Genomic DNA, 14106 nt, shown 5'->3' with positions numbered 1-14106 from the left:
TTTATTTTTTATCATAACGCATATTTGTTAATTTAGCTATAAAAGCACGATTATAATCTTGTTCATCTTTGAAGAAATCAACAATGAAATTATTTTGATATAAAATTTTTTCCAAAATTTCTTTTTGATCATAGCCAAATTCGCAAGCTAAAAATTTAACTTTTTTATCAAGGGAAAAATGTATGATTTCTTCTAGAATTTCATATCCTTTTTCTCCGCCAAATAAAGCCTCTTTGGGTTCTTTTTGCACCCAAATATCTATAGGATATGAATTTTTAATATAGGGCGGATTTGAAAAAATAAAATCATAATTTTCTTTAATTTGCTTAAAATTACAAAGTTTAAAGTCAATCAAGTGATCGACTTTGTGTAATTTGGCATTCTCTAAAGCTAATTCTAAGGCTTTGGGATTGATATCGCAGGCTGTGATTTTTAACCCAAGTTCTTTGGCTAAAACAATGCTTAAAATTCCGCTTCCAAATCCTATTTCTAAAATCCCATTAAAAGTATTTTTTTTGCATAAATTTAAAATTTGAAAAAGTAAAATTTCACTATCGTAGCGAGGGATTAGAACGCCTTTTTTTATCTTAAATTCTAATCCCCAAAAATCTACTTTTTCAAATATATATTCAAAAGGTTCTCCAGATTTAAAACGCCTTATAAGCTCAAAATAAGGTTCATGATCTATTTGTATATCTTGGTTTAAAAATAACCAAGCTTTATCTTTTTTTAGATATTCGCAAAGTATAAATACTGCTTCATTTTCATAACCTTTTAAGCTAGATTTAGCTTCCATAAGAGCATTTTTTATAGTCAAGAAAGAGCCTTGATTCTATCACTAATACTTGGATGGCTGAGATAAAAAAATGTATATATTTTACTTGTTTTTATAAAAGCTTTATTTTCTCTTGCTAGAGCTATCAATGCATTTTTCATATCTTCTTTGCTTGTAACTTTAGCTCCGTGTTGATCGGCTGCAAATTCATTTTTTCTACTTAAGGCATTAAGCATAGGAGAGATTAAAAAGCTAAAAATATTTGCAAAGATAAATAAAAGAGCGAACACACCGCCATTTACTCCTTCTAGATGACTTTCTAAGTAAACAAATTCAGGTAAATTTGCAAAAACAAAAAAAAGTAAAAACATAGTTATAGCGCCGTTAAATAAAGCTTTGATAATATCCTTATGAACAAAATGTCCAAGCTCGTGTCCTAAAACAGCTAAAAGTTCTCTTTCATTTAAGGCTTTTAATAATGTATCAAAAAGCACCACTCTTTTGCTTTTAAAAAGTCCACCAAAATAAGCATTTAAACGCTTATCTCTTTTGCTTGCATCAATAACATAAACCCCATTTGCACTGAACCCACATTGTTTCATTAAAGAGCTGATTTTTTTCAGTAAATTTTCATCGTCTAGTTTTTCCATTTTATTAAAAATAGGTGCTATTAAGGTAGGGTAGATGAGATTTATAATCACTATAATACAAAAGGCAAAAATAAAGGCTGCAATCCACCAAAAAGTTCCAAAAAAATCATAGCAAAAAAGCAAAGCATAAAGGATTAAAAATCCAAATATTAAAGTTAAAATAAGACTTTTCATAGTATCTTTGATAAAAAGTTTTACAGTCATATTTGAAAAACCATGGGCTTTATCTTTGATAAAACTTTCATAAATACTTAAAGGTAGATTTAAAATACTTGTGATTATTAAAAAAGATAATAAAAATAAAGTATTTTCAAAACGAGTGTTGTTTAAGATAAGTAATTCTTTAAGGTATAAAAATCCAAAACCTATCCATGCAATACTGATGATTAAATTATAAAAATTGGAAAATAGTTTAAATTTTTCATTTTCGATGGCAATATCTGCTGCATTTTGATAGTCTTTTTCGCTTAAAATTTGAGCTTGTTTGTCTTTTTCTCTTTCTAAGAAACGAATTTGAGCATAGGAAATCCAAGATAAAAGTGCTGTGTAAAGACATAAAATTGCAATTAAAGTCATTATTTTTCCTTGATTGGTTTTTTGCGAATTCTAGCTTAAAATAATGAAATAAAGTTAATAGTTTAAAATCTAAAATAATATTCTTTTCAACTAAGTTGGTGTATATTTATAAAAAAAGGATTAAAGAATGTTTTTTAAGAAAAAGATTTCACAAAAACAAAAAGAAAAGCCTAAAATTCCAATCAATGATGTGATTTTAGATGACAGACTTTGTAAGTTTAAAAATAAAGTGCAAAAGATAAGCAAAGATGAAGCTTCGGCAAGTCTGCTTGCTAGACAATTAAGCAGACTTATCAGAGCTAATAAATTTTAATTTTGACATTTTTTCTTAGGGCGAAAAACCTTAATAACTTCATCATTTGCTTCTATATAAGCACCTTCTATCAAATCGATACAGTAAGGTATAGCCGGAAAAACAGGCTCTAGGCATTCTTTTATAGCCTTAGGATTTCCTGGTAAATTAATGATAAAAGATTTATTGCGAATTCCTGCACTCTGTCTTGAAAGTATAGCTGTTGGGACATATTTTAAACTTTCTAAGCGCATAAGTTCTCCAAAACCTGGCATCATTTTATCACACACGGCTTCCGTGGCTTCTGGGGTTACATCACGAAGTGCTGGACCTGTACCTCCGCTTGTAACAATCAAATCGCATTTTTTTTCATCTGCTAGATAAAGTAATTTTTTAATGATCAAATCATAATCATCAGGGATTAATTCTTTATGATAAATAATATCATTTTTTATATATGAATTTAACACTCTTTCAATTTCAGCAGTGGCTTTATCTTCGTATATGCCACTACTTGCTCTATCGCTTAGGGTTAAAATTCCTATGTTTATTGTATCCATTGTTTCTCCTTAATAAATTTTTATAACCATCCTTTTTTCTTGAAAACAACCAAAGGTAAAATGATAGAAATTACCATCACGCCAAGCACTATGGGATAAGCATAGTGAAGTTCAAGTTCGGGCATAAATTTAAAATTCATACCATAAACAGTTCCTATTAAAGTAGGTGGCATCATGGCAACAGTTGCAACGGTGAAAATTTTAATGATTTTGTTTTGTTCTATGTTGATTTGGCTGGCTAAAATGGTTTGGATATTATCTAAGATATTAAGTTGCGAAACGCTAAATTCAACCAAAGAATTTAAGTCTTTTAAAACTATAGTGAGATTTTGTTTTATATCTTTATCGATTTTATCGCTTTTTAGCAAAGAAGTCATAGCGCGACGCTTATCAAACAAAGAATCTCTTACGCGCATATTAAGCTCTTGCAAACTTGAAATATCCTTTAGCATTTCATCATAACTATATTCATCTTTTTTTTCTAAAACACTTGTTCTTAAGCGTCTTGCTTCTTTATCTATCCATTCTAGTAAATCCGCATCTTTTTCAACGCGCACTTCAAACATTTTATCAATAATATCAAAACCATCTTCAAAATTCTTTGGACTAGCTAAAATCCTTGCTTGAATTTCTTCAAAAGTGCTAAATTCGTTATATCTTATAGTAAATAAGATATTTTTAGCGGTAGCAAAAGTAACAATTTCTGTGCGAAGCTTGATTAAATTCCTATCCTCTTCATTATTTTTAAGATCTCTTACTAAAAAATGAGCATTGATGGTTATTGTCGCATTATCTTCCCAATATTTTGCGCTAAGCTCTATTTCTTCCCTTTCTTCTTTTGTAGGAAACTCAAGATTAAATTCACTTGATATAAAAGCAATTTCTGCTGCACTTGGATGAAGTAAATCAATCCATAAAATATTTTGTGGTAGTTCTTGACTATCGAGATTAAAATTGATTCTTTGAACTAAAGCATTTTGAGTTTTGATATAAATATAAAGCATGATCGCTCCTTGTTTATGACTTTAAAATTATAACCTTGTTTGCTTAAAAATTAACTTGTTTCTAAAATGTTTCTAAAACTCATTAAATTTTCAAAATATTTTTTGAAAGGAAAAAAATGAGTAAGAAATTTTTCTTAAGTTTAGGTCTTGTTGCCTTATTGTTTTCAAATTCACAAGCTATTGATGAGAATTTGATTAAAGCTGCGCAAGCAGAAGGTAGGGTAAATTCTTTAGCTATGCCTGATACTTGGGCAAATTGGAAGGATACTTGGGCAGATCTTAAAAATCTTTATGGCATAGAACATAGCGATACAGATATGAGTTCAGCTCAAGAAATTGCTAAATTTAAAGCCGAAAAGAAAAATGCAAGCGGTGATATAGGGGATGTAGGAGCTTCTTTTGGAGAGATAGCAGTTAAACAAGGAGTAGCTCAGCCTTTTAAGACAAGCTACTGGGATCAAATTCCAACTTGGGCTAAAGATAAAGATGGAAATTGGCTTTTAGCTTATACAGGAACCATAGCTTTTATAGTCAATAAAGATGTAGTAAAAGATATACCTAAAACTTGGCAAGATTTGCTTAAGGGAAATTATAAAATTACCGTGGGTGATGTAAGTGTAGCAGCTCAAGCTGTGAGTGCAGTTTTAGCAGCTAATTATGCCTTAGGCGGGGATGAAAAAGATTTAAGTCCTGCTTTAGCTTTTTTTAATACTTTAGCCAAACAAGGAAGACTTGTAAATAATGATGTAAGTATAGCCAATCTTGAAAAAGGTGAAGTTGAAGTGGGTTTAGTTTGGGATTTTAATGGTTTAGGCTATAGAGATAAAGTGGGCAAAGATCGTTATGAAGTTTTAATCCCTGCTGATGGTAGTGTTATTTCGGGTTATACAACTATTATCAATAAATACGCAAAACATCCAAATACGGCTAAATTAGCCCGTGAGTTTATACTTTCTGATAAAGGACAAATCAATCTAGCAAAAGGTTATGCAAGGCCAATAAGAATTGATCATATTATCTTGCCAGATGATATAAAAGCCAAACTTTTACCAAGTGAGCAATACAAAAATGCAAGAGCAATCAAAGATCAAAAAGCTTGGGAAAAAAGCACTAAAGAATTACCACAACTTTGGCAAGAAAAAGTTATAGTGGATATGAAATAAAGGAGATTGGATGAAAAAGGTTATTTTAACAAGTGCTATGCTTTGCAGTGTTTTATTTGGAGTTCAAGAGTATGAGGCCAATTTAGCAGGGCATATTATCATAGATTCTAAAAGTACAGTAAAACCTCCTAAGGATGCTCCTGATTTTTTTAAAACTTATGGGAAATTTGCAAATATCACTAGAGAAGAAAAAATTGGAACTTTTAAATCTAAGGGAAACAGGGAAACAGATTTTTATTTACCTTTTAAAAATCAACCTATACAAGGACATAGTGGGATAAAATATATTCCAAAAAAAGATGTTTTTTGGGTAATTAGCGATAATGGCTTGGGTAAAAAGTATAATTCTTATGATTCTATGCTTTATGCTCACGAGTTTAAATTTGATTTTAAAAACTCAAAATACGAACTTTTAAAAACAGTTTTTTTTAAAGATAGTGATAAAAAATACCCCTATCCTATAACCACCGAAACAACCAAAGAAAGGTATTTAAGTGGGGCTGATTTTGATACTGAGAGTATACAGGTTATCAATGATGAATTTTATATAGGTGATGAATTTGGTCCTTATTTGCTTCATTTTGATAAGAATGGGAATTTGAAAGAAGTTTTTGATGTGTATGTGGAGGGTAAAAAACTTATTTCTCCTGATAATCCAAGTTTAAAATTTAGCGATAAGCCTGATGGAGAAAATGAGAAATTTAATATCAAGCGTTCTAAAGGCTTTGAAGCTATGGCAAGCTCTAAAGATGGTTCTAAACTTTATTTGCTTTTAGAAGGAAGCATTTATAATAACAACGCTTATGAGAATGAAAAAGGTAAAGAATATCTAAGAATCATAGAATTTGATGTAAAAAATAAAAAATTCACTGGAAAAACTTATAAATATTTCTTAGAAGATAAAAGCCATTCCATAGGTGATTTTAATATGATAGATGATAAATACGGCATCATCATAGAAAGAGATCAAAAAGAAGGCACTAAAGATAAGGCTTGCAAAGAAGGTGAAGATACTAAGCATTGTTTTAATAATGTAGCTCAATTTAAAAGAATTTATAAGGTTAAATTAGATGATAAAACTCATGAAGCTCAAAAAATTTCTTATATAGATCTTTTAAATATTAAAGATAGAAATAAAATTTCTAAAAAGCCTTTGGCAAATGATAAATTTGTTTTTCCCTTTGAAACCATAGAAGGTGTGGATATAGTAGATGACTCTCATATAGTCGTAGAAAATGACAATAACTTTCCTTATTCTTCAAGTAGAGAACCTAATAAAACTGATGATAATGAGTTTATTTTACTTGAAGTAAAAGATTTTTTAAAGAGTAAATGATGTCCAAAGTTATTTTAGTTGTGCTTGATGGCTTAAATTGTAAAAGCGCTAGTATAAATATGGGATATTTAAATGCGCTTTGCAAAGAGAATTTAGGCAAATTTTATTCTTTAGAATGCGAACTTCCTAGTATGTCTCGTCCTTTATACGAGTGCTTATTAACAGGCGTAAAGCCTGTTTTAAGTGGGATAATTAATAATAAATTGAGTTTTTCAAAACAAACAAGCATTTTTGACCTTTGCAAAGAACAAGGCTTAAAAGCTGGAGGCGCAGCTTATCATTGGGTTTTTGAGCTTTATAATAAAAAAGAATTTATTCCTTCTTTACATCGCCACATAGAAGATGAAAATTTAACTTTACCTTATGGACATTTTTATTATGAAGATGATTATTTAGATTCTCATTTATTTGCAGATGGAGAGCATTTAAGAAACAAATATAATCTAGATTTTACTCTTATACACTCTATGAATATAGATGATGCAGGACATAAATTTGGCTCACATTCTATCGAGTATGCTAATAAAACCAAAAAAGTTGATAATTTGATTTCTGAGTATTTGCCTACTTGGTTAGAACAAGGTATTAATGTAATCATCACAAGCGATCATGGTATGACAGAGGGTAAAAGTCATGGAGGCTTAAGCGAAGATGAAATTTTAGTGCCTTTTTTCACTTTTGGTAGTGCTTTTTCGTATGAAAATGCCAAGATAAAACAGGATGAAATTTGTGGCAGTGTCTGTGAAATTTTAGGACTTAAACACGATAAGAGATATAATGATGAAATTTTAAAGGCCAAAAAATGAAAGAAAAATTTCTAGCCTTTTTAAGTATTTTACCTTTTTTTATAGTTTTTACTTTTTTTATGATAGCACCTTTGATTTGGATTGTTTTTAATGCTTTTTATGTAGAAGAGGATGAAATTTATTCTTTAGCCAATTTTATACATATTTTTGAGTCCAAATTCTATCTACAAAGCATTATAAATTCTTTACAAATCAGTTTTATTTCTAGTATTTTTGGACTTTTAATAGGGCTTTTGGCGAGCTATTCTTTATTTATTTTAGCTCCATCAAAAATATGTAATTTTCTCTTTTCTTTAAATACTATGATAAGTAATTTTTCAGGAGTTCCTTTAGCTTTTGCTTTCATTATAGTTCTTGGAAGCAATGGTGTAGTTAATGTGTTTTTGAAGAATTTAGGTATAGAGCCTTTTGTTAGTGTTTATGCTAATTTCGGGGTAAATATTGTTTATGTGTATTTTCAAATTCCTTTGGCGATCTTGCTTTTGCTTCCAGCTTTTAAAAGTCTTGAAAATTCACATTTAAATGCTTGTAAAATGTTAGGTGGAGGCAATTTTTTATATTGGTTAAAAATAGCTTTGCCTTTGCTCGCTCCTGCTTTGTTTGGTGTTTTTGTGATTTTATTTGCCAATGCTTTTGGAGCTTATGCGACTATTTATGCTTTAAGTTCGGGAAATTTTAATGTCGCTCCTGTAAGAATCGCTGCTTTAATCGCAGGCGATATCAATCTTGATCCTTATATGGCTAGTGCTTTAAGTATCATTATAACTATTATCATGCTTGTTGTTACCTTTATGGCCAATTTCCTTTCTAAAAAATATAATTTTAAGGTGCTTTAAATGAATGAAAATTTGAGTTTAAAAGCTAAAATTTATCATTATGCAGTTTTGTTTTTGGTTTTTTTATTTTTAGCTTTGCCTTTAATGGCTACTTTTTTATATTCTATTTCCACTTCTTGGGGTGTAAGTGTTTTGCCTGATGATCTTACGCTTAAATGGTATCAAGAACTTTTTCATGACGAAAGATTTTTACTTGCTCTTTGGCATTCTTTGCTTGTTTGTGTGGGCAGTATTTTACTTTCTGTGATTCTTGTTTTTCCTTTGGTTTTTGTGCTAAATTATTATTTTTTAAAATTAAAAGCCTTTGTAAATATACTTATTATCATGCCTTTTGCTGTACCTCCTATAGTTAGCTGTGTGGGGCTTTTGCAACTTTATGCTGACAATATAGGAGGCACAGCTTGGATACTCATTTTTACTTATTTTACTATAGCTTTGCCTTTTATATATAGGGCTTTAGATAATGCTATGTCTAATGTCAATTTAAATGAACTCATCGCATCTAATGCTATGCTTGGAGGTTCTTTAATGGGAGCGATTTTTAAGCTTGTCTTGCCTAATTTAAGAAATGGAATTTTGGTGGCAGTTTTTTTAAGTTTTTCTTTTTTAATAGGCGAATTTTTATACGCAAATATTCTTGTAGGAAGTGCTTATGAGACTTTGCAAGTTTATCTTTATAATATCAAAAATCAAAGTGGGCATTATTCTAGTGCTTTGGTAATAGTTTATTTTGTGTTAATTTTTATAACAACTTTTATAGCTAGTTTGATTAAGGAGTAAAAAATGGCTTATTTAAAGATTAAAAATTTTAAAAAAGCTTATGGGGATAAAATTATTTTTGAAGATATTAATTTTAGTGCTAAAAAGGGTGAGTTTATAACCCTTTTGGGCCCAAGTGGCTGTGGAAAATCCACTCTTTTAAGGTGTATAGCAGGGCTTAGCCAAATTAATGGAGGAAAAATTTCTTTAAATGATAAAGATCTTACTAAATTAAGTCCTCAAAAAAGAAATATAGGTATGGTTTTTCAAAATTACGCTCTTTTTCCAAATCTTAACGTTTTTGAAAATGTAGCTTTTGGTTTAAAGATCAAAAAAATGGATAAAAAGGACATAGAAAAAAGAGTGAAAAAAATGTTAAAACTCGTCGAGCTTGAAGAATACGCTAAAACTTATCCACATAAGCTTTCAGGCGGACAAATGCAAAGAGTGGCTTTAGCAAGATCTTTGGTGACTAAACCTGATTTACTTTTGCTTGATGAGCCTTTATCGGCACTTGATGCTAAAATTCGTAAGCATTTAAGGGTGCAAATTAAAGAAATTCAAAAAGAACTTGAACTCACCACTATTTTTGTAACGCATGATCAAGAAGAAGCTTTAGAGTTATCCGATAGGATTATTTTAATGAATGAGGGTAAAATCATACAAAATTCCAACGCAAACAATCTTTATCTTTTGCCAGAATCTCATTTTGTGGCTAGCTTTATAGGAAATTACAATATTTTAAGCCCTAAAGAGCTTGATAGCTTGGGTTTAAAACACGATTTTAAAAAAGATATAGCCTTGCGTCCTGAAACCATAGAAATTTCTAACGAAGGCTTAGAGGCTAAGATCAAAGAAAAATCATTGCTAGGTAATATCATACGCTATAGGGTTAGAGTGCAAGAAATTGAATTTAAGGTAGATACTTTAAATTTTAGCACTCATAGTACTTATGAAGCAGGTGATAAAATCGCTTTAAAATTCAATCTTTCTTTAGCAAAAGAGTTAAAATGAAGCTTGTTTTATTTGATTTAGATGATACTTTAATACAAGGCGATAGTGCTAAACTTTGGCTTAAATTTTGTGTTGAAAAAGGTTTTTTACCTCAAGAATATTTAGAAAAAATTGTTTTTTATCAAAAACAATATCAAGAAAAAAAGCTTGATATGGATGAATTTATGACTTTTTTTCTTCAAAGTGTTAAGGGTAAAAATGAAGATAGAATTTCATCTTTAGTAGATGAATTTATAAAAATTTATATAAAACCTTATGAAAAAGCTAAAGAACTTATAATCAAATATCAAGATCAAAGGTGTATTATAATTTCAGCTACGGCTGAATTTTTAGTTAGAAAAATCGCCTCTTTTTTGGGGGTGAGAGAAAGCATAGCCATAAAATGCGAGCGTGTGGGTGATAAATTTAGTGGAAAAGCTTATGGGATTTATAGCTTTAAGGAAGGCAAGGTTTTAAGACTTAAGGAATATTTGGGTAAAGATTATGAAAAATGGATGAAAGATTCTTATTTTTTTAGTGATTCTATCAATGATTTACCTTTACTAGAGTCTGTTAGCAAAGCCTTTGTATGTAATGGTGATGAAAAAATTTTAAAAATTGCAAAAGAGAGAAAATATGAAATTTTAACTTTTTAAGCTATAAGCGTGAAAATTCACGCTTATTCTAATTCATATTTTTTAATTAAAGTATTATAAAATCCATCAGTTTTTGCTTCATCTATGCCTTTGTTAAATATTTCAATAATATCTTTTTGTTTATTTTTATCAAAAGCAAAACTAAAGCCTTCTCCTCCATCTGTTTCTTGGTAGAAACTTACCAATTCTGGATTTTCAGCTAAAAAACCTTTAGCAGTATCTTGATCAGCTACAATAGCATCGATTTTGTTGTTTTTTAGTGCTAAAACAGCTATGTTTAAATCTTTATTGCTTTGTACTTGTGCATTTTTGATAGCTTTTGCAGTATTTTCTTGTAAAGTTCCTAGTTGAACTCCTATTTTTTTACCTTCTAAATCATTTTTCGTTTGAAGAGAGTCGTTGTTTTTTAGCTTAAGATAAAGATTTTTACTCATATAGTAAGGTTTGGTAAAATCAACACTTTGTCTTCTTTCGTCAGTTGCGCTCATAGCTGAGGCAATCATATCGATTTTGCCAGCTTTTAAAGCAGGAATCAATCCATCGAAATTGGTTTCAACCCAAACAATTTTAATACCATTTTTTTTGGCGATCTCTTCAACCAAATCAGTATCAAAACCTGTAAGTTTTGAGTTTTCTTTATAATTAAAAGGTTTATAATTTGGAGCAGTTCCAACCTTTAATTCTACACTTGCATTTGATTCTTTATTTTTAGAATCACTACAAGCACCTAAAAATAAACCAACTAAAGCAACTAGGGCAATGCTTAATATTTTTTTCATTTTTTTCCTTTGATATAAAATGTTTTAAAATTATACTTATTTTAAATTTATATTTAATTAAGTCTGGATCAATTTTTAGAAAAGTTATATTAATGTTGTGCTTTTAGATAATATTTAAATAATTATAAAAGTATTTTTTTAATATTTAAAATAAAATTTTATTTAAGAATATATTAATATAAAATTTGTTAAATTTTCATTAAATTTAAATATTGAAAAATAAAATATCAAATTAATATTTTATTTTATAATCAACTCAGGACATACGGGATAGTGTTGCAAATAATCAATTTGCGATAAATCAAAAGGATTTTATTTTAGTGAGAAATGAGATGAAAAAATATTTTAATATTTTTAAAATTTTTACAAATAAGACAAATGCAAAATTTGGATTGGGCGTTTGTAGTGTGGTTTTATCTTCTTCGGTTTGTTTTGCGGCGGTTCAGGCTACAAGCAAGGATGGAAAAATTTTTTATATTTCTGAACATTCTTTTAAGGATAATCAAGTTTATGATCCTCAAGCAGAAATTTTTAAAAAAATTAATGGAAAAAATTTCTATGCTTCTAAGTCAAAATACCCTATATCAAATTTAACTATGATTTATAATAACCCTAAATCTGGAAATAAAAATTTATCTAAGCTTGAAATTTTAACTCCGGATACTTCAAAAGAAGAGATCATAACAGCTTTTAGCACTTTAGGAACCGTATCTTCAGATACTCAAGCCGTTCCTAGTTCTTTTATACCTTTTATTGTAACAGCTTATGCTCAAAATACAAATGCAACAAATAATAAACTTATATTAGAAAATGGAGAATTATCTTCTGTGTATTTTTGCAAACCAAGCATAGGGGATTGTGGAGTACCTAATAATTCTCAAAAAGGCGATCGTTTTAAGTATTTAATTACTGCGGCGTTTACTGACAGGCGGGGGGGGGATTTAACAATCAAACCATTTTAAAAGAAAACTCCTATATCAATAATGGGTGTAGAAAATATCTACACCTTGCCCTTAAATGGAGCTCCTTATATTTCAGGATCTGTAGCTTTTGATGGTGAAGCTAAAGACAATAAATTAATCTTAGAGTCAAATACAAAAATTGACCTTCATAATTTCCAGTATTTTTCAGATGAAGAAGGTAAGGATATTTATGATGAAAGAATTACTCGTTTAATGGGAGCTTTTGGCATAAATTCTAATTTACAAAACAATAAAGTTCTTATCGATTCAGCCAATATCGTCCTTCATGGGCCAGATGGTGAGTATACAGCTCGTTCGACCTTTGAAATTTTAGGTGCTTTAGCTGATGTAAATAATCTTAAAAAATACAATGTAAGTAAAAATTCCGTAATAATTAAAAATTTAAATTTAGATTTAATGGTAAATTCGCAAAATAAAATAACTTTTTATGATGCTGTTTTATTTGGAGAAATTTACGGTGGAAGAACATTACAGGGTAATGCAGAGAAAAATTCTATAGAAGTTTATCATTTTAACTCATTAGATCATCTTGATAAAAACATTAAAACACATGCATCGTTAAACCTCTATGGTGGGTATTCTAACGATGGTGAAGCTAATGGAAATAAAATTGTATTTCGTCTTAAAAAACCTTTAAAAATCAGTGATAATTTTTATGGAAAAAATTATTACAATCTTTACGGAGGTTTTGCTACGGAGGGTGCGAATTTTAATATTATTGATATACAAAATGATTTAACCTATGAAAAAGTTCCACAAAATTATTCTGATAAATTTACTGTATATGCAGCTAGAACTTTAAGTGGAAAAGCAAATAATAATACCTTAAGTATAAAAGATTCTGTTATTTCATTGCCTTTATATGCTTTTATTACAAGTGAAACTACGCTAGATGGTATAGACTATATCGCTGATGAATCAAACAATAATGAAGTAAATTTTGAAAATATTAAATCATCTAAAAATTTAAGTTTGATGATCAATGCTAAAAATGTTTCAAATAATAAAATAAATTATAATCTCATTCAGAGTTTAACCGAAGCGAGTTCTTTAGGAAAGGGCTCAAAAATTATTTTAAAAGCAACTCAAAATGCAAACAACAATCTTATAAAGCTTAAAGATTGTTCTTCGGCTGCCGTGGAAAGTTCGTGCATCATAAAAGCAGATAAAGAAAGTGCTTTTAATAAAATCATCATCAACAACACAGTTTTTAGTACTGCCTCAGATAAAAGACAAGGTTATGTGGGGTTGATAGCTGGAGTGTCTGCAAATTCTCATGATAATATCATGGAGCTTGTTAATTTAAATATAGATGAGTATAAAAATCAAGATGCTATATTTTTAGCTCCATCTGGAACTTCGGATATTTCAAATTTTAAATCTTATAACAATACTTTATATTTAGGTGGAGAGTTAAATTTCTTTAAAGATGTAAATATCGATTTGCTTTCTGGTTCTGTTTTTCATGAAGTAAATAAAAAAGGCAAAATAATCACTCAAATTCTACCGCATCAAGAAGATTTTTCTAAAAACAATCGTTTGATTATAGATACTCAAGATGTCAAATCAGAAGTGGTAAATAACTTTGAAAATTTTACTTTTATTTTGCCAAATAAAATAAAAAATCCTATCTTAACTATAGAAAAACTTATCAATCTTCCTTCAAATGGAAGTATGGAAATTCTTACTAAAAATAAACCAACAAAAGGAAAATATATTCTCATACAAAGTGATGTTGGAATTTACGATGGTGTCAATAGATTGTTAAATCAACAAGAATTAGAAAATTTGTTAGAAAAAATGAAAAATAATAAAAATAAATTTAATTACAACAAGATAGAAAAGTTGGCTAAAAGTACATTGAAAAATGTAAATTTTAGCTTTGAAGTTTCAGATGATGCAAAAATAATTTATATCAACATACTTTAAAGGAGAGTA

The 14106-nt window shown here is 29.1% G+C and carries 14 protein-coding genes and 1 pseudogene; 10 read left to right on the top strand and 5 right to left on the bottom strand.

What is annotated here, in order from left to right:
• Position 1 precedes the first annotated feature (1 nt).
• Positions 2 to 817: a HemK/PrmC family methyltransferase gene (locus tag AJN56_RS01660; protein WP_002855085.1), complete on the bottom strand. Its 816-nt coding sequence runs from the start codon at positions 815 to 817 to the stop codon at positions 2 to 4.
• Positions 814 to 2001, bottom strand: a complete 1188-nt coding sequence (locus AJN56_RS01655; protein WP_002857133.1) for a M48 family metallopeptidase — start codon at positions 1999 to 2001, stop codon at positions 814 to 816. Before AJN56_RS01655 ends, AJN56_RS01660 begins: the two co-directional genes overlap by 4 nt.
• Positions 2002 to 2128: 127 nt before the next feature.
• Between AJN56_RS01655 and AJN56_RS01650 the strand changes: the two genes are divergently transcribed.
• Entirely contained in the window at positions 2129 to 2314 is a 186-nt protein-coding gene (locus AJN56_RS01650) for a hypothetical protein (RefSeq protein ID WP_002825403.1), read from the top strand.
• Here AJN56_RS01650 and mog read toward each other — a convergent pair.
• Together mog and corA are read right to left on the bottom strand one after the other, a co-directional pair.
• Entirely contained in the window at positions 2311 to 2853 is a 543-nt protein-coding gene (gene mog, locus AJN56_RS01645) for a molybdopterin adenylyltransferase (RefSeq protein WP_002842823.1), read from the bottom strand. The genes AJN56_RS01650 and mog overlap by 4 nt on opposite strands.
• A gap of 20 nt (positions 2854 to 2873) precedes the next feature.
• Entirely contained in the window at positions 2874 to 3857 is a 984-nt protein-coding gene (gene corA / locus AJN56_RS01640; protein WP_002869030.1) for a magnesium/cobalt transporter CorA, read from the bottom strand.
• A gap of 116 nt (positions 3858 to 3973) precedes the next feature.
• On the opposite strand from corA, the gene AJN56_RS01635 reads away from it, so the two are divergent.
• The 7 genes from AJN56_RS01635 to AJN56_RS01605 are packed head-to-tail and all read left to right on the top strand — an operon-like array spanning position 3974 to position 10406.
• Positions 3974 to 5020, top strand: a complete 1047-nt coding sequence (locus AJN56_RS01635) for an ABC transporter substrate-binding protein (protein WP_002869029.1) — start codon at positions 3974 to 3976, stop codon at positions 5018 to 5020.
• A 10-nt stretch (positions 5021 to 5030) separates the two neighbouring features.
• Positions 5031 to 6356: an esterase-like activity of phytase family protein gene (locus AJN56_RS01630; protein WP_002869028.1), complete on the top strand. Its 1326-nt coding sequence runs from the start codon at positions 5031 to 5033 to the stop codon at positions 6354 to 6356.
• Positions 6353 to 7162, top strand: coding sequence for an alkaline phosphatase family protein (locus AJN56_RS01625; RefSeq protein WP_072224772.1), 810 nt, complete (start codon positions 6353 to 6355; stop codon positions 7160 to 7162). Before AJN56_RS01630 ends, AJN56_RS01625 begins: the two co-directional genes overlap by 4 nt.
• The gene (locus AJN56_RS01620; protein ID WP_002869026.1) at positions 7159 to 7998 is read left to right on the top strand and encodes an ABC transporter permease; all 840 of its coding nucleotides are present in this window, start codon (positions 7159 to 7161) and stop codon (positions 7996 to 7998) included. The genes AJN56_RS01625 and AJN56_RS01620 overlap by 4 nt, the downstream gene beginning before the upstream one ends.
• Positions 7999 to 8778, top strand: coding sequence for an ABC transporter permease (locus tag AJN56_RS01615; protein WP_002781812.1), 780 nt, complete (start codon positions 7999 to 8001; stop codon positions 8776 to 8778).
• Positions 8779 to 8781: 3 nt separating this feature from the next.
• The gene (locus AJN56_RS01610; RefSeq protein WP_002776579.1) at positions 8782 to 9771 is read left to right on the top strand and encodes an ABC transporter ATP-binding protein; all 990 of its coding nucleotides are present in this window, start codon (positions 8782 to 8784) and stop codon (positions 9769 to 9771) included.
• Complete coding sequence (locus AJN56_RS01605) at positions 9768 to 10406, top strand: HAD family hydrolase (protein ID WP_002781807.1); 639 nt, start codon at positions 9768 to 9770, stop codon at positions 10404 to 10406. The genes AJN56_RS01610 and AJN56_RS01605 overlap by 4 nt, the downstream gene beginning before the upstream one ends.
• Before the next feature lie 23 nt (positions 10407 to 10429).
• On the opposite strand, the gene AJN56_RS01600 is transcribed toward AJN56_RS01605, so the two are convergent.
• Entirely contained in the window at positions 10430 to 11185 is a 756-nt protein-coding gene (locus AJN56_RS01600; protein ID WP_002867836.1) for a basic amino acid ABC transporter substrate-binding protein, read from the bottom strand.
• Between the two features lie 332 nt (positions 11186 to 11517).
• Here AJN56_RS01600 and AJN56_RS01595 point away from each other — a divergent pair.
• Both AJN56_RS01595 and AJN56_RS01590 read left to right on the top strand, forming a co-directional pair.
• Positions 11518 to 12239, top strand: a pseudogene (locus AJN56_RS01595) (hypothetical protein).
• Positions 12169 to 14097, top strand: coding sequence for a hypothetical protein (locus AJN56_RS01590; RefSeq protein WP_002869375.1), 1929 nt, complete (start codon positions 12169 to 12171; stop codon positions 14095 to 14097). The pseudogene AJN56_RS01595 and the gene AJN56_RS01590 overlap by 71 nt, the downstream one beginning before the upstream one ends.
• Positions 14098 to 14106: the final 9 nt, after the last annotated feature.

It is taken from the genome of Campylobacter sp. BCW_4319, from assembly GCF_001764435.1.
GTDB lineage: Bacteria > Campylobacterota > Campylobacteria > Campylobacterales > Campylobacteraceae > Campylobacter_D > Campylobacter_D jejuni.
This window is presented reverse-complemented; position numbering and strand designations above follow the sequence as displayed.

What these genes read in the sequence shown, in the direction of transcription:
- AJN56_RS01615 (WP_002781812.1), top strand. Translation starts at nt 7,999, where the DNA reads ATGAATGAAAATTTGAGTTTAAAAGCTAAAATTTATCATTATGCAGTT.
- AJN56_RS01620 (WP_002869026.1), top strand. Translation starts at nt 7,159, where the DNA reads ATGAAAGAAAAATTTCTAGCCTTTTTAAGTATTTTACCTTTTTTTATA.
- mog (WP_002842823.1), bottom strand. Translation starts at nt 2,853, where the DNA reads ATGGATACAATAAACATAGGAATTTTAACCCTAAGCGATAGAGCAAGT.
- AJN56_RS01655 (WP_002857133.1), bottom strand. Translation starts at nt 2,001, where the DNA reads ATGACTTTAATTGCAATTTTATGTCTTTACACAGCACTTTTATCTTGG.
- AJN56_RS01600 (WP_002867836.1), bottom strand. Translation starts at nt 11,185, where the DNA reads ATGAAAAAAATATTAAGCATTGCCCTAGTTGCTTTAGTTGGTTTATTT.
- AJN56_RS01605 (WP_002781807.1), top strand. Translation starts at nt 9,768, where the DNA reads ATGAAGCTTGTTTTATTTGATTTAGATGATACTTTAATACAAGGCGAT.
- AJN56_RS01625 (WP_072224772.1), top strand. Translation starts at nt 6,353, where the DNA reads ATGATGTCCAAAGTTATTTTAGTTGTGCTTGATGGCTTAAATTGTAAA.
- corA (WP_002869030.1), bottom strand. Translation starts at nt 3,857, where the DNA reads ATGCTTTATATTTATATCAAAACTCAAAATGCTTTAGTTCAAAGAATC.
- AJN56_RS01610 (WP_002776579.1), top strand. Translation starts at nt 8,782, where the DNA reads ATGGCTTATTTAAAGATTAAAAATTTTAAAAAAGCTTATGGGGATAAA.
- AJN56_RS01635 (WP_002869029.1), top strand. Translation starts at nt 3,974, where the DNA reads ATGAGTAAGAAATTTTTCTTAAGTTTAGGTCTTGTTGCCTTATTGTTT.
- AJN56_RS01630 (WP_002869028.1), top strand. Translation starts at nt 5,031, where the DNA reads ATGAAAAAGGTTATTTTAACAAGTGCTATGCTTTGCAGTGTTTTATTT.
- AJN56_RS01590 (WP_002869375.1), top strand. Translation starts at nt 12,169, where the DNA reads ATGGGTGTAGAAAATATCTACACCTTGCCCTTAAATGGAGCTCCTTAT.
- AJN56_RS01650 (WP_002825403.1), top strand. Translation starts at nt 2,129, where the DNA reads ATGTTTTTTAAGAAAAAGATTTCACAAAAACAAAAAGAAAAGCCTAAA.